The 20,316-nt window shown below is 62.9% G+C and carries 18 protein-coding genes; 12 read left to right on the forward strand and 6 right to left on the reverse strand.

Annotated elements, in window-relative coordinates; genetic code table 11:
- Nucleotides 1-96 precede the first annotated feature (96 nt).
- The 4 genes from CMN27_RS16795 to map all read left to right on the forward strand — a co-directional run bounded on the left by CMN27_RS16795 (nucleotide 97) and on the right by map (nucleotide 2,653).
- Nucleotides 97-792, forward strand: a complete 696-nt coding sequence (locus tag CMN27_RS16795) for a glutathione binding-like protein (RefSeq protein WP_293628328.1) — start codon at nucleotides 97-99, stop codon at nucleotides 790-792.
- Nucleotides 793-1,155: 363 nt separating this feature from the next.
- Complete coding sequence (locus tag CMN27_RS16800) at nucleotides 1,156-1,371, forward strand: addiction module protein (protein WP_293628329.1); 216 nt, start codon at nucleotides 1,156-1,158, stop codon at nucleotides 1,369-1,371.
- Nucleotides 1,371-1,661, forward strand: a complete 291-nt coding sequence (locus tag CMN27_RS16805) for a type II toxin-antitoxin system RelE/ParE family toxin (RefSeq protein ID WP_293628331.1) — start codon at nucleotides 1,371-1,373, stop codon at nucleotides 1,659-1,661. Before CMN27_RS16800 ends, CMN27_RS16805 begins: the two co-directional genes overlap by 1 nt.
- 233 nt (nucleotides 1,662-1,894) lie before the next feature.
- Nucleotides 1,895-2,653: a type I methionyl aminopeptidase gene (gene map, locus CMN27_RS16810; RefSeq protein WP_293628333.1), complete on the forward strand. Its 759-nt coding sequence runs from the start codon at nucleotides 1,895-1,897 to the stop codon at nucleotides 2,651-2,653.
- Between the two features lie 64 nt (nucleotides 2,654-2,717).
- Here the strand turns inward: map and CMN27_RS16815 are convergent, their stop codons facing one another.
- Together CMN27_RS16815 and CMN27_RS16820 are read right to left on the reverse strand one after the other, a co-directional pair.
- On the reverse strand, nucleotides 2,718-3,563 hold the full coding sequence (locus CMN27_RS16815; protein WP_293628335.1) for a lipase secretion chaperone: 846 nt from the start codon (nucleotides 3,561-3,563) through the stop codon (nucleotides 2,718-2,720).
- Nucleotides 3,564-3,767: 204 nt separating this feature from the next.
- Nucleotides 3,768-4,736 (reverse strand): triacylglycerol lipase, encoded by a 969-nt coding sequence (locus CMN27_RS16820; protein WP_293628337.1) that lies wholly within the window; start codon nucleotides 4,734-4,736, stop codon nucleotides 3,768-3,770.
- Nucleotides 4,737-5,274: 538 nt separating this feature from the next.
- Here CMN27_RS16820 and CMN27_RS16825 point away from each other — a divergent pair.
- On the forward strand, nucleotides 5,275-6,018 hold the full coding sequence (locus tag CMN27_RS16825; RefSeq protein WP_293628339.1) for a hypothetical protein: 744 nt from the start codon (nucleotides 5,275-5,277) through the stop codon (nucleotides 6,016-6,018).
- Nucleotides 6,019-6,085: 67 nt separating this feature from the next.
- Here CMN27_RS16825 and CMN27_RS16830 read toward each other — a convergent pair whose 3' ends face one another.
- Both CMN27_RS16830 and CMN27_RS16835 read right to left on the reverse strand, forming a co-directional pair.
- Nucleotides 6,086-7,591, reverse strand: a complete 1,506-nt coding sequence (locus tag CMN27_RS16830; protein ID WP_293628341.1) for a hypothetical protein — start codon at nucleotides 7,589-7,591, stop codon at nucleotides 6,086-6,088.
- A 235-nt stretch (nucleotides 7,592-7,826) separates the two neighbouring features.
- Nucleotides 7,827-9,200 carry a GntP family permease gene (locus CMN27_RS16835; protein WP_293628343.1) on the reverse strand — a complete coding sequence of 458 codons (1,374 nt, stop codon included), beginning with the start codon at nucleotides 9,198-9,200 and terminating at the stop codon, nucleotides 7,827-7,829.
- Nucleotides 9,201-9,714: 514 nt separating this feature from the next.
- Between CMN27_RS16835 and arcD the strand changes: the two genes are divergently transcribed.
- From arcD to CMN27_RS16860, 5 genes are all read left to right on the forward strand, one after another.
- Nucleotides 9,715-11,142, forward strand: a complete 1,428-nt coding sequence (gene arcD / locus CMN27_RS16840) for an arginine-ornithine antiporter (RefSeq protein WP_293628345.1) — start codon at nucleotides 9,715-9,717, stop codon at nucleotides 11,140-11,142.
- Between the two features lie 33 nt (nucleotides 11,143-11,175).
- A complete protein-coding gene (gene arcA, locus CMN27_RS16845) occupies nucleotides 11,176-12,423 on the forward strand; it encodes an arginine deiminase (RefSeq protein WP_293628347.1) in 1,248 nt (415 codons plus the stop codon).
- A gap of 46 nt (nucleotides 12,424-12,469) precedes the next feature.
- On the forward strand, nucleotides 12,470-13,480 hold the full coding sequence (locus CMN27_RS16850; protein WP_293628349.1) for an ornithine carbamoyltransferase: 1,011 nt from the start codon (nucleotides 12,470-12,472) through the stop codon (nucleotides 13,478-13,480).
- 95 nt (nucleotides 13,481-13,575) lie between these two features.
- A complete protein-coding gene (arcC, locus tag CMN27_RS16855) occupies nucleotides 13,576-14,505 on the forward strand; it encodes a carbamate kinase (protein WP_293628351.1) in 930 nt (309 codons plus the stop codon).
- Between the two features lie 4 nt (nucleotides 14,506-14,509).
- Nucleotides 14,510-14,947, forward strand: coding sequence for a F0F1 ATP synthase subunit epsilon (locus CMN27_RS16860; RefSeq protein WP_293628353.1), 438 nt, complete (start codon nucleotides 14,510-14,512; stop codon nucleotides 14,945-14,947).
- Nucleotides 14,948-15,085: 138 nt separating this feature from the next.
- On the opposite strand, the gene CMN27_RS16865 is transcribed toward CMN27_RS16860, so the two are convergent.
- Nucleotides 15,086-15,799: a VTT domain-containing protein gene (locus tag CMN27_RS16865; protein WP_293628355.1), complete on the reverse strand. Its 714-nt coding sequence runs from the start codon at nucleotides 15,797-15,799 to the stop codon at nucleotides 15,086-15,088.
- 228 nt (nucleotides 15,800-16,027) lie between these two features.
- Here CMN27_RS16865 and CMN27_RS16870 point away from each other — a divergent pair, with 228 nt between their 5' ends.
- On the forward strand, nucleotides 16,028-17,674 hold the full coding sequence (locus tag CMN27_RS16870; RefSeq protein ID WP_293628357.1) for a methyl-accepting chemotaxis protein: 1,647 nt from the start codon (nucleotides 16,028-16,030) through the stop codon (nucleotides 17,672-17,674).
- Nucleotides 17,675-17,870: 196 nt separating this feature from the next.
- A complete protein-coding gene (locus CMN27_RS16875) occupies nucleotides 17,871-18,308 on the forward strand; it encodes a hypothetical protein (protein ID WP_293628359.1) in 438 nt (145 codons plus the stop codon).
- A 160-nt stretch (nucleotides 18,309-18,468) separates the two neighbouring features.
- Here CMN27_RS16875 and ilvB read toward each other — a convergent pair whose 3' ends face one another.
- Nucleotides 18,469-20,313 (reverse strand): biosynthetic-type acetolactate synthase large subunit, encoded by a 1,845-nt coding sequence (gene ilvB / locus CMN27_RS16880; RefSeq protein WP_293628361.1) that lies wholly within the window; start codon nucleotides 20,311-20,313, stop codon nucleotides 18,469-18,471.
- Between the last annotated feature and the right edge of the window lie 3 nt (nucleotides 20,314-20,316).

The raw sequence follows: 20,316 nt of genomic DNA on the forward strand, positions 1-20,316 counted from the left end.
GATCAGTGGCGCCCGCCTTGAATAATCGCCCATGCCCTGCAACATCAGGCTGTATAAAGCGAATACAAGCATACGTCGAAAGACGAAGGACCGTTCATGATCGATCTCTATACCTGGACCACGCCCAACGGCCACAAAATTCATATCATGCTCGAAGAAGTCGGGCTGGAATACAAAGCGCATCCGATCAACATCGGCAAGGGCGACCAGTTCGGCGAGGAATTCCTCAAGATCAGCCCGAACAACAAGATCCCGGCGATGGTCGATCAGGACGGTCCCAACGGGAAGCCGTACGCGATGTTCGAATCGGGCGCCATGCTGATCTATCTGGCCGAGAAGACCGGCCGCCTGCTGCCCACCGATACCGTCAAGCGCCACGACGTCATGCAGTGGCTCATGTTCCAGATGGCAAGCGTTGGCCCCATGCTCGGACAGGCGCACCACTTCAACAAATACGCCCCCGAGAAGATCGAGTACGCCCAGAAGCGTTACGAGAACGAAGCCAATCGCATCTACGGCGTGATGGATCGCCGCCTGGCCGACTTCAAGTTCCTCGCCGGTAATGACTACTCCATTGCCGATATCGCCACCTGGCCATGGCTACGTAGCGCCGAAACCCAGGGCGTGAATATTGACGACTACCCGAACGTCCGCCGCTGGTTCGAAATGATCGGCGACCGCGAGAACGTGAAGAAGGGGCTGCAGGTTCTGGCCGACCATCACACCGATCTGAGCAAGGATAAGGATGCGATGGAGAATATGTTTGGCAGTACGCAGTACGAGAAACGCTAGTTATCGGGCTGGCAATAGCGCCACCCATACCTCAAAGCCCGCCGAGCGTGGGCTTTTTCACGAGTGGCATACGTGCGATATTCGAGACCAAGCAAAGACCGAGCCGCTGCCGAAATGGCGCGGCTGGTTAAGGAAAACGGCTTATCGAACTAAGTATGGCGTCTCAGATAATGATCTTAATAAAGCGATAGCTGAGGGACGTATCCGGTCACGCCGAAAGAAGGGTAAGGTTTGGGTGGAAGACCGTAGTCTTTGAAACCTAACGAATTGGTGACGCGATTAGGTTCCTGCGGCCTGCGGCCGCTCCGGCCACAACTGAGCTTCGGCGTTATCATCTGATAAGTGATCGAGGTAACCGAAATCATGACCAATTTAAGTGAGCTGGAGAAACAAGCGCTAGAGCTGCCACCGCAGGAGCGCGAGCGTTTGGTATTGACGATGTGGGACAGCCTTGAAGGGATGCCTGCGGTCGATCCGGAAGGGGTGGAAATCGCGCGGTGTCGAGATGCTGAAGTAGAAGCAGGTGCCGTTCAGCTTATTAGTCATTCCGAATTCCAGCGTCGTACAAGCGGCGGTTGATGAAGGTTGAATATCATCCGTCGACGGTCGCCGATCTCAATGCGGCCATAAGCCACTATGACCGTCAGCGCGCCGGCTTAGGTAGCCTGTTCCGAGCTGAAGTCTACGCGGTTATAGATCGCGTCATCGAAGACCCCCAGCTCTACGCAGAAGTGAAAGGCGTTCGGCGCGCGTTGGTGAAGCGCTTCCCGTATTCGGTTGTTTATAGGCTTATGCCCGATGAGCGGATTCGGGTTCTGATGATTCGCCACCACAAGCGACATCCAGAGCATGGGGCTCAGCGGTCGTAGAGCCAAGAACAAGAAGCTGTCGCAGCTGACCGCACAGAGCGCTGCCGTTTCGGCCGCCCCCGCCATCAGGGGATAGGACCCGCCGCCGTCTTACGGCAGCCGCACACGGCGGTTCGAAGTTTGCGCGTTGAGGTTGAGCGCGAAGTCTCGGCGGCGCTTCCCTGCCGGATACGCACGGCGCCCGGCGAGCACGCCCGGTATCATGGCCGTTTACCCAGCACCCCAAAACGCCCATGACCATCGAAAACCAACGCGACCTCGACGGCATTCTTGCCATTGGCCGGATCGTGGCCGAGATTCGCGACGCCATGCTGGCGGCGGTGGCGCCGGGGATGACGACGGCCGAGCTGGATGCGATCGGCGGGCAGATGTTGTCGCGTCTGGGCGCGACCTCGGCGCCGATGAAATGCTACGACTTTCCCGGCTTTACCTGCATCAGCGTGAATGAGGAAGCAGCCCACGGGGTGCCCGGTAAGCGCGTGATTGCTGCGGGGGATATCGTGAACGTGGATGTGTCGGCGGAGCGCGATGGTTACTTCGCGGATACGGGCGGGACGACCGTGGTCGCGCCGGTGGCGGAGGCGCAGGCCACGCTGTGCCGTGCTACCGAGTTGGCGCTGGAGCGCGCCTTGGCCGAGGTGCGTTCGGGGGCGCCCATCAACAAGATCGGCAAGGCGATCGAGGGCGTGGCGAAAAAGCACCGGCTTAAGATCATCAAGAATCTCGCCGGGCATGGGCTGGGCCGCTCGTTGCACGAGGAGCCGGAAGGCATTCTCGGCTTCTATGATCGCAGCGATCGGCGGCGCCTGGAGTACGGGCAGGTGATTGCGGTCGAGCCGTTTTTATCCACGCGCAGCAGGTTCGTATCGGAAACCGACGATGGCTGGACGCTGGTGGGCGATCCGGCCAGCCGCTCGGCGCAGTTCGAGCATACGGTGATCGTGACCGACGGCGCGCCCATCATCGCCACGCTGTCGCCGCAGGCAGCCTGAGATTTGCCTGGCCTGCCCGTCTGAGAGGCGACTGGCGGGGTGCCGGGGCCGAGCTTGCGCCGGATTATGGCGGGGCCGTCATCGCCTGGATATGTTCCAGTGACTGGATGCGGCGTCTTTCGGCGTCGTTGAAATGGGTTTGCCGAAGCGCTTCCAGGGCGCGTTCGCGATCGGCCGGGGCCAGGCCGTCGTTGCCCAGAATACGAGCTCGTTCGGCGGTGTAATCGGCCACGCGTTGCTGCCACTGTGCGCGTTGTGCGTCGACTTGCTCGAGCCGCTGTGCGGCCTGTGGGCCCAGTAGCGCTTCTCGTCGTGCGCGAATCTCGGCGTCGCTGGCCCCTTGCGCACGCATCCGCGCGATTTCGCCGTGGGCGCGCGCCGGCAGGCGGGTGCGCTCGCGGTCGGCTTGTATACTCGCGGGCAGTGTCTCTTCCAAAAAGGCCAGGCGCTGTTCGCGCTGGTGTTCGGTCAGATCCGGGGTATGCATCAGCGTTCGTTTCTGCACGAGATAACGGGCCATGACGTTGTCGTCTGCAAAGAAGGCATCGGCAATTTCGATGCCCAGGATCTCCTGTCGCAAGGCTTCGCGGCGTGCCAGCGTATCGGCCAGCGTCTGCGCGTCGGCCTGTGGCGTACGGCCCATGTCCGCCACACGTTGGCGATAGGCCATATAGCGGTCGTACACCGCGAGCACTTCGCCCTGCGCTGAAGTGGGCAAACCGAGTGCGACGAGATGACGCGCCAGACGGGTACGGATGTCGGGCAGGGAAGCGCGCCCGATGCCGGTCAGAAAATAGTCGAACAGCCGGCGTAGATCGCGGGTGACGACCAGATCGCCTTCGTTGTCGAGCGTTACGCCGCCGTCGACGGCCGTGCCCTCATGCGATGGTAATACGTCGTCGACAGGCAACGATGCACTGACCGCGGATGCGCCGCGTTCGGGGGTCTTCCGTGTGAGGGGCGCTGCGTTCCGGTTGAGCGATGGCGCTTGGCTCGCGGCAACCGCGGCCGAATGCGGCGGCTGATTTTCCGGCGTGCCAGTGGGCCACTGAGCGATCGCCCAGCAGCCCGCCAGTATGGCCACCAAGGCCAGCGCGTAGCGAACGCGCATCTGCTACAGACCCGTGTTTTTAAGCCGGTTGGCCTGTTGGCGATAGAGTTCAGGCACATCCTGGCCGATACCGACGAGGCCCGCGACCTGATTGATCTCGTCCAGATGGTTCTGGAAATAGTCGTCCCGGATCACGTCGCCAAGCTTGGACGAGCATTGGCCTACCAGTCCGTCGTTGGGTTGGTCCTTGAACGCCATCGCGCTGACGGCGAGCAACGCATCGCTCGGGTCGACAACGGTGGTGACCGGGTGGATACCGGTCCAGGAGTAGTAGCGCACCCCATCGACCACCGGTTCGCCTTCGCCGCAGTCCTGCGGGATGCCGGCGGGGAAACGGCTGTTGAACTCGGCCGCGCCCTGGGTACTCAACGAGTACTGTGCCGCGCGCGAGTCCTGCGGGTAGCCGCCATCCGAAAGCAGATCGACAAGCCCGGCCAGGGCATTGACGGTCTGATCAATCATCGGCCCGACGACCGGCCGGTCGTATTCTTCCAGCGACATATCCGCGACCGGGCTGCCGCGGTTTACACCGGCGATACTGGTAACCGAAGCCACCAGTTCGGGCGCTACGCCGGCCACATAGCGTGTGGTGGGCCCGCCGTGGCTATGACCGATCAGGTTGACCTTGTCAGCGCCGCTGAGTGCAACAATCTCCTGAACCTGGGCCAACAGCTGCTCGCCGCGAACTTCCGTGTAATTCGCCGCGGGCACCTGGGCGACATAGACCTCGGCTCCTCCTTCGCGCAGCGCTTCCGGGATACCGGAGAAGTAATCGATTGGCCCGATGGTATCGAACCCGAACCAGCCGTGGACGAGTACGATCGGATACCGGGTTTCGGTATAACCGCGGGCATCCGGCCCCGCGTCATCGCCGAAAAACGACCGCCAGCCACTGTAGGCCGGCGCGGCCAAGGTAAAGCACAACACCAGGCCGAGCACCCACTGACCCCGACGGAACATAGAATGGTTCATTCAGCCCCTCCGCATGCCGGCCGGGGTGGTGCCCGCTTGTTATTTTTTTACCCCGAACGGCATATGCCTTCTCATGCGCAGCCGTCTGTACGGAAAAATACCAGAATTAGCATCGGTGGGCTGCTGAATGGATGACAGCTGTGCTGACCGATCGACCGGCGTTGCGAGGGGGCGTTCGAGCCCACGAAGAACCCTCTTGAAGCGGCTAAGCGACCAATATCGATCCGTGCACGGTTCGTAGCCGTCGGGCGAGAGGAGGTTGTTCGGGCTCGTTGAAGCGGCGATGGTCATTATCGATCACTCCCGCCGGGATAGTTTTCGTTATGCGCTGGCGGGTGTTGAATACAGGCTGTGGGTTGCCGGCGATATCGGTCGCGCTCGGACGGCGCGCGAATGTATTGGCAAAGCGAACGCCGCGCTGCGGAACCGGCTGCGTCGTGTCTGCGTTCGGATGACATGTCAGTTTTGTTACTGCGCGCATTCATTCGTCGCTGTATAGTCCCCAGCTTTCGTATTCCTGCAGCGAGAGCCCATACGAATGAAGGACTTGCGTGATAGTCATGTGCCCGCCTGGTTCTGGGTCGGCGTGCCGGTGGTGTTGTATTTCGGCCACTACCTGCTGCGAGCGGCGACGCCGTTCGAATTTTTCGACCGCTACATACTTCACGAATCCGGTGCCACGGAGCAGGGTACGGTCCTCGTGCTGGTGCTGGCCTTGCTCACCGGTCTGTTGGTGTTGAGCCAGCTGCGTTCTCTGGGCGACAAGCGCCTGCTGCTGTTCTTTGGTCTGTTCTGTCTGGGCTGTATCTATTTCGGCGGCGAAGAGGCCAGCTGGGGCCAGCACTGGATGGGCTGGGATGCGCCCGATTCCTGGGCGTCGCTCAACAACCAGAACGAAACCAATCTGCACAATTCCAACGGACTGGCCGGCTCCTTGCTGGATCAGCTGCCACGCAACCTGCTTACGCTGGCGGCATTGATCGGCGGGGCCATCATCCCGCTGGTGCGTCGTGCCCGCGGCAAGACCTATGAACGCGGCAGTTTCGCGTACTGGATCATGCCGGGCATGGCCTGTGTGCCGGCCGGCCTGATCGCGGCCTTTTCGTCCATCCCGCAGAAGATCAGCGAATCGGTCGCGGGCGAGGTGGTCTGGCCGATGGACATCAACGCGGGCGAGGTCAAGGAGCTGATGATCGCCACGTTCCTGTTCGTCTATATCGCAACGGTCTGGATCCGGCTACGCAATCGCCAAGGCGGCTCCGCGCGGCCCGCGACGCAATGATTGGCCGGCGGGCGGCGCCCTTGCTGCCGCCCGCCGGGCTCTCAGGCCGAAGATGGGATGGGGCGTATCAGTCTTCGGCCAGACGATCGACCTGGATCGATTTGTCGGTGTACGAGCCATCCCGGTGCCAGAACACACGGTCGGTGGCGGCATCGAACCCGAGGACGCCCTGATAGCCGGGGATCGCCAAGCGGTCCCATGAGCGGCCATCGTCGACGCTGTAGAAAACGGCGTTGCCGGAGATATGGGCCTCGTCGCCGGAGAGCCATTCGCCGACGTTGATCCATGTCGGTACTCGGTAGCTGCTGCCGACGTTGACCACCATGCTGTGCTTGCCCACCCAGAAGCCGCGAACATATTCGTTGGAGGTGAGCGGGGCGAATGCGCCGGGCAGTTCGGCCGTCGGCTTTATCTCGAGTGTGTCCGGGTCGACAAGGGCTATATGGCTGGCGGTTTCGCCGGCCATGCGCACCACGGCACGTACGCGCCCGTCCGGGCCCTGGCGCAGGGCCTGAATCTTCATGCCTTCGGTCTGTTCGACCTTGCCCATATGCCATTCGCCGCCGTTGCGGTTGAGCCGGGCGTAGCGCAGCACATGTAGCGCGCCGGCGTTGTAGGGTGACGCATCGGCCGGGTCGCTATAACCGATTTGCTGCGACACCCAGACGGCCGCGCGATCTTCGCCCAGACGCATGACATGCGGTTCCACCTCGCCCACGACCGCTTCGCCGTTGAGTTTCATACCCGCAGGCTTGAGTGCTTCCAGTTCCATGCGGCTGGCGACCAGCGGCGAGGTTTGGTCAACTTCGGTGGTGCTGCGGCCTTCATCGGTCGAGTAATACAGGCCGCTGCCATCGCCGTCGACAATGGGTTTGCCGTTCGTGACCTGCGTATGCGGCAACCGTTGCCAAGCCCAGACGGTGTCGTAGGCATCCCGGTAGGGGTGCACGCCCCAGGCCGTGATCGACGAGGGCACCATGAAGCCCTCGCGTTGCCATTGCCAGCTCCGACCCTGATCGTCAGTCACGAACACAGCGTCCTGGCGGCTGGCCGGGTCGTCGTTTTCGTAGGCGTTATCCGGGCGTTCCATGCCGGAGAGTACGTAAACCCGTCGCCCGTCGCGCCCGGCTGCGGCCATGCAGGCCGAGGAGTCGAGGCGGGCCACCACGTCGAAGCGCCCGTTGTCGTTCAGGCGCGAGATATAACCATACTTGGCCCGCATGCCGGCGCCGGCGCCGAATACGCCGTAAGAGCCGCCGCCGTCGCTGCCATCACCGCGGATCAGTTCGGCCAAGTCGGTGCTCCCGGCAAGGTCCATACTCGAGTCCGGGCTGTCCGCCACGCCGATCAGCCAGGTGTCTTCGGCGGTCACGAAAATACGATCGCAGAGGCCGTCGTCACGGCGCTGCAAGTAGGACTGTATGGTCGCGAATTCGCGATTATCGACATGGCCCCCGGCGAAGTCACCGTGGCCCTTGGCCAGGGTCCATATGAACCAGATCGCCGGCAGTCCGGCGGCCAGGGCCACGATCAGCAGGGGCAGGGCAATGGCGCGGCGGCGCGATCGGGGCATGGCAGGGTATCCGCACACAGCTGTGGTTCGAGCGCCGGGGCATGGGCGTATACCGCCGGGCCCTGCGTGCGCGTACATGAGGTGCCGGGCATCGGCTCGGCCGCATCGAGGCGCGAATTATATTCAAGCGATGCGATATCAGCGAGTTACGAAAGCGCGCGGTTATCTTGCGCACGACCGTGTGCTCGTCTGCGGGCGGTAAGCCCCTGGGTGAGCCATCGCCGGGCCCGATCGGTCAGATCGAGGCGCCCAGAATCACCAGCAGGGTGAGCGCGAACGGGATCAACACCGCGACCACGAAGATATCCGCATAGCTTTGCCGATGGGTCAGGCCGGTGATGGCCAGCAGGGTGATGACCGCGCCGTTGTGCGGCAGGGCGTCGAAGCCGCCGGAGGAGAGCGCCACCACGCGATGCATGATCTCCGGGTCGATGCCGGTGGCCTGGGCACGGCTCATGAATTCGCTGCCCAGCGTTTCCAGGGCGATGGACATGCCGCCCGAGGCCGAGCCGGTGATGCCGGCCAGCACGTTGGTTGCGATCGCCGACGACAGCAGCGGGTTATCTGACAGGCCGAGCACGGCATCGCGAATGACCAGAAACGCCGGCAGCGAGGCGATCACCGCGCCGTAACCGACTTCCGATGCGGTATTGAACACCGGCAGCAGCGAGCCGAAGGTGCCGCGGTTGAAGCTGTCCTTGATATCTTCGAAGCGCGACCAGTTGAGCGCGGTGACCAGCGCGATGGCGATCACCAGTGAAGCGGTGATCGCCCAGATTCCGCGTACATCGCCGATCTCGACGCCGCCATAGTCCTGCTGGCCGAGATAGCCCGTATCCATCCATGGGATGACCAGATACGTGAACACCGCGTTGAGCACGATCACGGCAATCACGGGCATCATCGCCAGTGCCATGCCTGGCCGGCCGGCATGTTCCTGCTGGGCATCGGCGTCGGTGGCCGCATGCGAACCGTAACCCTCGCCTGCGGCGGCCGCGCGTGCCCGGCGCCGGTTGAGCCACAGGGTGCCGAACACGAGCATGCCCAGGCCGGCCAGTGTGCCGAATACCGGTGCCGCAAACGGCGTGGTATTGAAATAGGGCATGGGGATCGCGTTCTGGATGGCCGGGGTGCCGGGGAACGCGGTCATGGTGAAGGTGAAAGAGCCCAGTGCCAGCGCGGCTGGCAACAGGCGCTTGGGCGTGTCGGAGCGCCGGAACAGCTCGTTGCCGATGGGGTAGACCGCGAAGGCCACCACGAACAGTGACACGCCGCCGTAGGTCAGCACCCCGCAGGCGAACACCACCGCCGCAATCGCATGTCCGGCACCCAGGGTGTCGGTGAACCACTCGGCAATGGTGCGTGCCGAGCCGGAATCGGCCATGAGCTTGCCGAAGATTGCGCCGAGCAGAAACAGCGGAAAGAACTTCACCAGATAATCGCCCAGGGCAGGCATGAATACCTGGGTATAGGTGGCCAGGATCGGCAGCCCGCCGGCGAACACGGTGGCCAGCAGCGCCAGAAGCGGTGCGAGAATCAATACGTTGATCCCGCGATAGGCCAGGTACATGAGCAGGGCGAGCGAAAGAAAGATGCCGATCAGGCCCATCGTGTCGTTCCTTATGGCCGGCGTTATCGAGGGGCCGCATCGGCCCTGCGATTCGGCTGGCCAGCGTGTCGGGTATGGAGTTCTCCTCGGAGCGACGTGGCTGCGCCGCCTCGATCGCAAAGCCTGCGGGAAAAATACCTTTGCTGTCTCGCATTTACGACTAGAGTCGAATAGCTGCCCGCATCGTTTGCCGGCCCCGCTGGCGCTTGCGATGCCAGCGGGTCTGGTTTCGACAAGCGGGCATCCGGGCGCGCCGCTGCTGTATGCACTCGGCACGGTTTGAACGCCGCGGCGCGTACTTTCCGGCACCCGCATGGAGCCAAGGCGCCGCCCGACTAACCGGGCTGTCTGCGCCAGCCGCAGACCCGTACGTTGCCAGGGCGGAAAAATTTATTTTTATTTCGAATCAGTTAATTATAGCTGGCAATTAACTCGCGCACGGTTTGATTCAGGTCAAAGCCAAGCCAGCCGGAGAGGCCTACGCTCGATCCAAATCTCATCGGAATCGCAGTACATGGCCGACGACAAACCCAGGCTTCGACTGGGCGCACTGGTATCACTGGTTGCCGGTTCGATGATCGGCGCCGGCATATTCAGTCTGCCGCAGAACATGGCCGCCAGCGCCAGTGCCGGCGTGGTACTGGTAGGCTGGCTGATTACCGCGGCCGGCATGCTGATGCTGGCCTTCGTGTTTCAGACGCTCTCCAACCGCCGCCCCGAGCTGGACGCCGGCATCTATGCCTACGCCAAGGCCGGCTTTGGCGACTACATGGGCTTCTCATCAGCCTGGGGGTACTGGATCAGCGCGTGGCTGGGCAATGTCAGCTACCTGGTGCTGGTCTTCAGCACGCTGGGCTACTACTTCCCGATGTTTGGCGAGGGCAATACGGTCGCGGCCGTGGTGTGCGCCTCGATCCTGCTGTGGCTGCTGCATTTTCTGGTACTGCGCGGTATTCAGCAGGCCGCGTTCATCAATACCCTGGCCACGATTGCCAAGGTGGTGCCGATCCTGCTGTTCATCGTCATCGTGGCGTTCGCCTTCAAGCCGTCGGTTTTCTTCGACGATTTCTGGGGCGCAGGCAACGCCGATCTGGGCAGTTTCATGACCCAGCTACGCGGCATGATGCTGGTCACGGTGTGGGTGTTCATCGGTATCGAGGGCGCGAGCATCTATTCCGCCCGCGCACAAAACCGCAGCGATGTCGGCAAAGCCACGGTCATCGGGTTTATCGGCGTGCTGTTGTTGCTGGTGGCCGTGAGCGTGCTTTCTATGGGTGTGCTCAGCCAGCCGGAACTGGCCGGCCTGCAGGATCCGTCGATGGCGGGGGTGCTCGAGCATCTGGTAGGCCACTGGGGGTCGCTTGCGATCAGCATCGGTCTGCTGATTTCGCTCGGCGGTGCCTTGCTGGCCTGGACGCTGCTATGCGGCGAGATTCTGTTCGCTGCCGCCAGCGATCACACCATGCCGGGCTTTCTCAAGCACGAGAACGACAACCATGTGCCCAGCAATGCGTTGTGGCTGTCGAATGGCTTCATCCAGCTGTTTCTGGTCATCACGCTATTCAGCGAATCGACCTATCTGAGTCTGCTGTATCTCGCCACGTCGATGATTCTGGTGCCCTACCTGTGGTCGGCCGCCTATGCGCTGCTTCTGAGTTGGCGTGGTGAAACCTATGAAGGTCAGCCCACGCGCCGGCGCAAGGACATGACGATCGCCGCGATCGCGCTGGCCTACAGCCTGTGGCTGCTCTATGCCGGGGGTATCCAGTACGTGCTGCTCTCCGCGCTGCTCTATGCGCCGGGCGCGGCCTTTTTCGCCAAGGCCCGGCGCGAGCAGTCCCGGCCGGTGTTCCAGCCTTTTGAATGGATCATCTTCGCGTTCGTGCTTGTGGGCGCGGCCATAGCCGGCTATGGCCTGTATGCAGGCTTTCTCTCGCTTTGATCACACCGTCTTATCTCTCTGACAGGAGTTGTCATGTCGCAATCTCTCGGCGCCTATTCGGAAATCGGCAAGCTGCGCAAGGTGATGGTTTGCGCGCCCGGCCTGGCACACCAGCGCCTGACGCCATCGAACTGCGACGACCTGCTGTTCGATGACGTCATCTGGGTCAACCAGGCCAAGCGTGACCACTTCGATTTCGTCAACAAACTCGAAGAACGCGGCGTGGACGTGCTGGAAATGCGCGACCTGCTGACCGAAGTGCTCGACGATCCCGAGGCACGGGCCTGGGTTCTGGACCACAAGATCACGGCCGATCAGGTGGGCATCAGCCTGATGGGCGAAATCCGTTCCTGGCTCGAAGAACAGCCCTCGCGCGCGCTCAGCGAGTATCTGCTCGGCGGCGTTTCAGCGCGTGACGTGCCGGAGAGCCTGGGCAGTTCGCTGGTGCGCATGTTCGGCGAATATCTCGGGTATGCAAGCTTCATCGTGCCGCCCCTGCCGAATGCGTTGTTTACCCGCGACACCACGTGCTGGATCTACAACGGCGTCACCCTCAATCCCATGTACTGGGAAGTGCGGCGACAGGAAACGCTGCTGACCGCGGCAATCTATAAATTCCATCCGACCTTCGCCGGCGCCGATTTCAATATCTGGTACGGCGATCCGACCCGTGGCCATGGCATGGCCACGCTCGAAGGCGGCGATGTGATGCCGATCGGCAATGGCGTGGTGCTGGTCGGCATGGGCGAGCGCAGTTCGCACCAGGCCATCGGCCAGTTGGCTCGGTCGCTGTTCGATCACGGCGCGGCCGAGCGCGTGATCGTTGCCGGCCTGCCCAAGTCTCGCGCGGCGATGCATCTGGATACGGTATTCAGCTTCTGCGACCGCGATCTGGTCACGATCTACCCGGAGGCCGTGAACAGCATCACGCCTTTCAGCATCCGTCCCGACGAGTCCAGCCCCGCGGGTCTGGACGTGCGTCGTGAAAACCAGTCCTTCGTGGACACGGTGGCCGGCGCCTTGAACCTCGAGCGACTGCGCACGATCGCCACCGGCGGCGACAGCTATGAAGCCGAGCGCGAACAATGGGACGACGGCAATAACGTGGTGGCTGTCGAACCGGGCGTGGTCATCGGCTACGACCGCAACACCCATACCAACACCCTGCTGCGCAAGGCGGGCGTGGAGGTCATCACCATCGACGCCAGCGAGCTCGGTCGCGGCCGCGGCGGGGGTCATTGCATGACCTGTCCGATCGCGCGCGACGCCGTGGATTACTGATCCGGGCTCCGGCCTGTCCTCAATTTCTCAATCGGGAGTGCCGCCCATGGCCTTCAACATGCATAACCGCCACCTGCTCAGCCTGATGCACCACAGCACGCGCGAGCTGGTCTATCTCCTCGACCTTTCCCGCGATCTCAAGCGGGCCCGCTATACCGGCAGCGAGCAGAAGCATCTGCGCGACAAGAACATCGCGCTTATCTTCGAAAAAACCTCGACACGTACACGCTGTGCCTTCGAGGTGGCCGCCTACCAGCAGGGCGCGAACGTGACCTATATCGATCCGGGCTCGTCCCAGATCGGGCATAAGGAAACGATCAAGGATACCGCCCGCGTACTCGGGCGCATGTACGATGCCATCGAATACCGGGGCGCCGATCAGCATACCGTCGAGCAGCTCGCCGAGTTTGCCGGGGTGCCGATCTTCAACGGTCTGACCGCGGAATATCACCCCACGCAGATGCTGGCCGACGTGCTCACCATGCGCGAGCACAGCGACAAGCCGTTGCACGAAATCAGCTATGCCTATCTAGGCGATGCCCGCTACAACATGGGCAAGTCGCTGCTTATGATCGGCGCCAAGCTGGGCATGGACGTACGCATTGCCGCGCCGAAGGCGCTCTGGCCGGAGCAGGAACATGTCGAGGCATGCCAGGCGTTTGCGGCCGAGTCCGGCGCGCGAATCACGCTCACCGAAGACGCGGGCGCAGCGGTCGCCAGCGTGGACTTCATTCATACCGACGTATGGGTATCGATGGGCGAGCCCATCGAGGCCTGGGCCGAGCGTATCGACATGCTCATGCCCTACCAGGTCAATCAGGCCCTGATGAACAAGGCCGACAATCCGCGCCTGAAGTTCATGCATTGCCTGCCGGCGTTCCACAACGTCGATACCAAGCTGGGCAAGCAGATCATCGAGCAGTATCCGCAGCTCGCCCAGGGCATCGAGGTTACCGAAGAGGTGTTCGAGTCGCCGGCCTGTATTGCCTTCGATCAGGCCGAAAACCGTATGCACACGATCAAGGCGGTACTGGTATCGACACTCGGTGACATCTAGCCACCCAGCTTCGCGTTTTTTCTTCGACCGCGGCCTGGTGTCTGCCAGGCCGTTTGCGTTGTAGCGACCGGCCGGCCGGCAAAAGGAGTTCAATCATGCGTATCGTCACCGCTCTTGGCGGCAACGCGCTGCTGCGTCGCGGCCAGCCGCTGACCGCCGAAAATCAACGCGCCAACGTGCGTTTGGCCTGTGAACAGCTGGCCCGAATCATGCCCGACCACGAAGTTGTCATCGCCCATGGCAACGGTCCGCAGGTGGGCCTGCTCGCGCTGCAGGGCGCGGCCTATGAAGAAGTCGAGCCCTATCCGCTGGATGTGCTCGGTGCCCAGACCGAAGGCATGATCGGCTATGTGATCGAACAGGAGCTGGGCAACCTGTTGCCGGCCGAGGCCTCGTTCGCGACCATTCTCACCCAGGTGGAAGTCGATGCCGATGACCCGGCGTTCAAGCATGCGACCAAGCCGATCGGCCCGGTCTACACGCGCGAACAGGCCGACCGCATGGCGGCCGACAAAGGCTGGGCGATCGCGCCGGATGGCGACATGTTTCGACGCGTCGTCGCGAGCCCGCGTCCGCAGCGGGTATTCGAGATCCGGCCGATCAAGTGGCTGTTGGAAAAAGGCAGTGTCGTGATCTGTGCGGGCGGCGGCGGCATTCCCACCGTCTACGACGACAATGGGCAGCTGCGCGGCGTGGAAGCCGTCATCGACAAGGATTATTGTGCGGCGCTGCTGGCCGAGCAGGTGGACGCCGATCTGCTGCTCATCGCGACCGACGTGGATGGCGTCTACGTCAACTGGGGCCAGCCTGACCAGAAAGTCGTGGCCGAAGCTGCGCCCGATGCACTTGACCCGGATGAGTTCGCCGCCGGATCGATGGGGCCGAAGGTCGGTGCGGCCTGTCGCTATGCCGCGCGTACCGGCGGCACCGCCGTGATCGGTTCGCTGGCCGATATCGAAGCGATCGTGGCCGGGCATGCCGGCACCCGTGTGAGCACCCAATATATCGGCGTGAGGTACCGCTAACGTCATGGCGAAGGAAACGCAGCACAAGCAGATCCAGGTCGAGATCGTATGCCCCGTCCAGGGGCCTGTCTTTTCCGGCACGGCCGATATGGTCGTGGTGCCGGCCAAGCTCGGCGATGTGGGTATCGCGCCGGGGCATGCGCCAATGCTCACGCGTGTCGAGCCCGGGGTGGTGCGCCTGGTCAACAACGGTGAAGACGCGAAGCGATACTTCGTTTCCGGCGGTTTTCTCGAAGTGCAACCCGCGCTCGCGACCCTGCTCGCGGATACCATCGAACGAGCGGCGGATATCGATCAGGCCGCCGCGGAAAAGGCGAGGGAACAGGCACGCAAGAGCCTGCGCGATGCGCACGAGCGGATTGATCGTGAACGTGCAGAATACGAGCTCGCCCTGGCGGCTGCGCGTATCAAGGCGCTAGAGAAAACGCGCAAAGGCTACTGATCCACTGCATGCGTTCAGCCCGCGCCACAACAGGCGGGTGGATCCGCCAGCTTGCGGACCTGGGTCGCGCCGCTCGGGCCGGCGTCGACAGTTTGTTGCGCGGTATTCAAATGGCCGCGGCGGCAACGGCTGTCGGGGCTAGTCGTCGCGCGCCTGTTCGGCCTGGTGCAGTAAGCGCCGGCTGGCTCGGGCTACGGTCCAACCGATCAGGGCGACTACCACAAGCGTTGCCACCAGGCCGCCGCCGTAAAGCAGCCATTCGTTGGCGCCCCAGTCGGCGGGGTTGGCCGTGCCCAGCAACTGCTGGCCGCTCGCCCCGAGCCAGATCAGGAACAGCTTGATCGGCAGCATGCCGAGCACGGTGGCGGCCATGAAGGTCGTCCAGCGAAGCGTGCTGGCGCCGAGCACGTAGCTGGTGAGATTGAACGGCACCGCCGGCGACAGGCGAATGAGCACCGTGATCCAGAAGCCACGCTGTTCCACCGCAGCTTCGATCTGCTGCGCATGGCGGCTGCCGCGGATCTTGCTCGATACCCAGTCGCGAGCGAGCCAGCGCCCGCATACAAAACCCACGTTTGCTGCGATCAGTGCGCCGGCGACCACCGCAGCGCTCGCGATCGAAAATCCGAAAAGCGCACCGGCGATCAGTTCCACCAGCCCCGTGGGCGCGGCGACGGCGCCGAGCGCACCATAGACCAGCGCAAAGACGACCGGCCCGGCCCAGCCGAGGGATTCGAACTGACTACGCGTATCGCGAAACAGTTGTCCCAGATCGAATACGGTCGAGCCCAGTACGAAGACGAGTGCGGCGAGCGCGAGCAGGGCCAGACGCAGGATGGTTTTATTCGACAAGGCAGGCCCCTGCGGCAGCTGGATGAGCGGATGCGGCGCCAGACGGGAATGTCCATGCGGCGGCGTTTATGGGTGTGAACCCGTCGGACTTCGAGGCTCGGCGCCATTGTGACATTGATGCCGGTCGAGGCCCCGAATCGATCGTATACGACTAAAGGTTTAGTCCCGGCAGTCGATACTAACCGCGTCATTTAGATTGCGCGCAACTGAAATGCGCAAAAGGTAATCATGAAAACAGCCGCATCCGACGCGGGTTTTGTGCCCGCGGCGTCAACTGATAACTCTTCCGTCGATACGGGCGCTCCCGCCGCGCGGGTAAAGAAGCCTGGGCGCAATACACCGCTCAAGCACAAGATCGGCTGGGTCGCGGCTGCGCTCGTGCTTGGCCTGGCCGGTGTCGTGGCGGACGTCGCATGGGAGTCGCGCAGTCAGCTGTACGACTCCCGGCAACAGGCACTGCACGACACCGTGGACATGGCGGTGCATATCGTGGATCGGTTCAAGACCGCGGCGGATAACGGCACGATAAGCGTGGACGAGGCCAAGAGCCGCGCCGCGGCCGCGCTGTCGAGTATGCACTTCGGTGAGGATGGCACGAACTACGTCTTTGCCTTCGACTCCAACCTGCGCGCCGTTGCCCACCCGCGTCTGGAGGCCGGTGAGGATCTGTCCGACATCAAGGATCAGTCCGGCGTGTTCACGTATCGGCAGATGAACGAGGTGGCAAACGCCGAGGGTCGAGGTTTTGTCTACTATTCGACCCAGCGCGTCGCCGGTGGCCCTGAACTGCCCAAGATGAGTCTCGTCGAGCATTTCGAACCCTGGAACTGGACCATTGCGGCCGGCGTTTATATCGACGATATCTCGGCGACGTTTCGTCATCAGTTGATCAAGTACGCGCTTGTGCTGGGCGCGTTCGGCCTGCTGATGATTCTCATGCTGGTCTACCTGGCACGCGCCATCTATCGCGATCTGGGCGGCGAAACCTATGAGGCCCGCGCGCAGCTGGAGAACGTCGCCCGCGGCGATCTGGCAACGGCCTTTCCGTTGGACGCATCGCGTGAAAACAGCCTGCTGGGCAGCGTTGAAAACATGCGTAAAGACCTCGCGCAGCTGATCGTGGGCATCAACCACGGCAGTGAGTCGATCGAAAACGCAGCCCGCGAGATTGCCCAGGCGAACTCGGACTTGTCCTCGCGTACCCAGCAACAGGCCGCAGCGCTGGAACAAAGCGCGGCCAGCCTGGAGGAGCTGACGGCGACGGTGGCCAACAACGCCGAAACCACGCGCCATGCCAGTTCGATTGCTACCGAAAGCGGCGATGCGCTGGATAACAGCCGTCAGCTGGTTGGCGATGTGGTCGACGCAATGGACCATATCCGCAGCAACGCCGACGAGATTGCCCAGATCACCACCGTGATCGACGGCATTGCATTCCAGACCAACCTGCTGGCGCTCAACGCCTCGGTGGAAGCCGCGCGTGCCGGCGAGCACGGGCGTGGTTTCGCGGTGGTGGCCGAAGAAGTGCGCAAGCTCGCCGCTCGTTCGGCGGAGGCTGCCAAGAACATCACCAGCCTGACAGAGCGTTCGGTCAAACAGGCGCGCGACGGTTCCGAGCGCGTCGAGCAGGCACGCGTTTCCATGGCCACGCTGGGCGGGCATGTCGAGCACACCCAGGGCCTGATGACCGACATCTCGAATGCGACGAGTGAACAGTCCGATGGCATCGGCCAGGTCAACCAGGCCGTTGCCCAGATGGACGAAATGACCCAGCAGAACGCGGCCATGGTGGAAGAGGCCGCTGCGGCCTCGCAGTCGCTGCGCGAGCAGGCCGAGTCGCTGCGCCAGAGCATTCTGCGTTTTCGAATCAACTAGTCGGTCAACCGTGCCGGCGTGAGCACCGTTTCATGCCGGGCCGGACATGCCGATCGACCATGACGGCGACCCGATCACGATCGGGCCGCCGCTTTTCGTGTTCCAAGCCCTATACGCGTTTACTGTGTACCCTGCCTGTCGATAGCCGCCCGCCACGGGCGGCATAACCTGATATGGCAAGGAACCCTCGCTCGCTATGAGTCATCTTTCCAAAGCCGCCGCGGTGGTCGGCGGTCTCGTGATCCTGTTTGCCCTCGGGCTGATCGGCTATGTCGTCGCCCCGTATTTCGTGGACGACTCGGCCGCCGAGCGCACGGCCTTTCTCGACAAGGTGTCGGCACAGATCAACGCCGATCTGCCCAGCCAGGTTGACCAGAGCACGCGCCTGGAAAGCACCACCGTCGACGGCGATATGCTGCAGTTCAACTACACCTTGATGCCGCCGTTGTCCGACACCCTCGATGCGGACAACTTCATGGCGCGCTATGGCGATGGCATCCGCCAGATCATCTGCGAAAAAGGGCGGCTTCGGCGCATGCTCCAGGAAGACTACCGGGTTGCCTACCAATACCGGCAAACCGACGGTACAGCGCTGGGTACCGTCGAGGTCGAGCGAGCCGACTGCGGGGTCTGACGTTCAAGCGAGTCGGCTGAGGGCCTCGGGCAGAAGAGGCATTACGCGAGCGTGGATCGCCCGAAAGTCGTAGAGGCAGCGCGGCCGCTGCCCGTGTCCGATCATCGCGCATAAAAAAAGCGGGGCCTTTACGGCCCCGCCCGGATCGTTGCCCTAGGCTTTAAAACATCTCCGACGCGCCGATCTCGCGCTCGCCGCCTGACGGATCGTAGCGGTTGTTGATGTGGTCGCCGGTGATCATTTCCTTGTAGCTCTTGCCGGGGCCCACCATGGGATACACGCCGGCATCGGGGTCGACCACGACTTCAAGGAAGGCCGGGCCCTGGAATTCCAGGAATTCCTTGACCACGCGTTCCATGTCGGCCGGGTCGCTCAGGCGTACGGCGTATTCGTAGCCGTCGGCTTCTGCAGCCTTGATGAAGTCCTTCTTGTGCAGCGACTTGTCCGAGGCCGACAGGCGGCCCTTGAAGAACAGCTTCTGCCACTGCTTCACCATGCCGTCGCCGTTGTTGTTGAGCACGACGACCTTCACCGGCAGGTTGTAGGTGGTCACCGTCTCCATTTCGCCGATGTTCATGCGAATGGAGGCATCGCCATCGATATCGATGACGAGCTTGTCGCGCCGCGCGAAGGCGGCACCGATGGCGGCCGGCAGGCCGAAGCCCATCGTGCCCATCGAACCCGACGTGAGCCACAGCCGCGGCTCGCGGAAGTCGAAGTACTGCGCCGCCCACATCTGGTGCTGGCCGACGCCCGTGGCGATGATCGCGCGGCCTTCCGTATTGCGGTTGATTTCTTCGATCACCGCATACGGCTGGATCAGCGCGGTGTCGCGGTCATAGTTCATGGCGAAGTCGCGCTTGAGCGCGGCCACTTCCTCGTGCCAGGTCGAATAATCGGCCGAGAAACCATGCTCGCGACCATAGGCGAGCACCCGCGACAGGCTCGGTGCGAACAGGCCCACGTGATGCCAGTCCACCGCCTTGACCTTGTTGATCTCGGAGGCGTCGGCGTCGAAGTGCACCAGCGACTTGGCATTGGGCGCGAACTTGTCCGGCACGCCGGCCACGCGATCGTCGAAGCGTGCGCCCACCGCGATGAGCATGTCGCAATCCTCGACCGCATAGTTGGCAAACGCCGTCCCGTGCATGCCCAGCATGTGTAGCGACAGCGCGTCGGTGGTATCGAAGGCGCCGATACCCATGAGCGTGGTCACCACCGGAATACCGAACGCCTGGGCGAAAGCGGACAGCTCGCTGGCGGCATCGGCGTTGATCACGCCACCGCCGGCATAGATGAGCGGGCGCTCGGCCTGGGCCAGCAGCTCGAAGAGCCTGGCGCACTTGTCGTCGGTGAGCTGACTTTCACGCAGCGCGCGCATGCGCTGGCGATAGCCGGGTACGGCCAGCAGCCCGCGCCCGCGGTAGGCGCCTTCCCAGTTCTGTACGTCCTTGGGCACGTCGATCACGACCGGGCCGGGGCGCCCGGAGCGGGCGATCTCGAACGCGGTGCGCACGGTGGCTTCCAGCTTGTCCGGGTCGGTGACCATGAACACGTGCTTGGCCGCGGCGGAAAAGATGTTGGAGACCGGAGCTTCCTGAAAGGCGTCGGTACCCACGGCCGCCCGTGCGACCTGGCCACAGATGAGCACGATGGGCACCGAGTCGGCCATGCAGTCGCGCACCGGGGTGACACAGTTGGTCGCGCCCGGCCCCGAAGTGACCATGGCGACACCCACCTTGCCGGAGGCGCGCGCATAGCCGGCGGCCATGAAGCCCGCGCCCTGTTCGTTGGCGGGCACGATCAGCGGCATCTGGTCGTGGTTGTCGGCGTTGTAGCGAAAGATGGCGTCGTAGGTCGGCAGAATCGCGCCGCCGGAATAGCCGAAGATCGTGTCCACGCCTTCGTCGGCCAGTACCTGTACGATCATCTCCGCACCGGAGAGCTGGGCCCCCGACAGCGGATGAGAATCGGACGGCGTGGCGGCAGACTGGGCGTTGCGCATGGG

Origin of the sequence: Salinisphaera sp. (genome assembly GCF_002729955.1) — a bacterium.
Lineage (GTDB): Bacteria > Pseudomonadota > Gammaproteobacteria > Nevskiales > Salinisphaeraceae > Salinisphaera.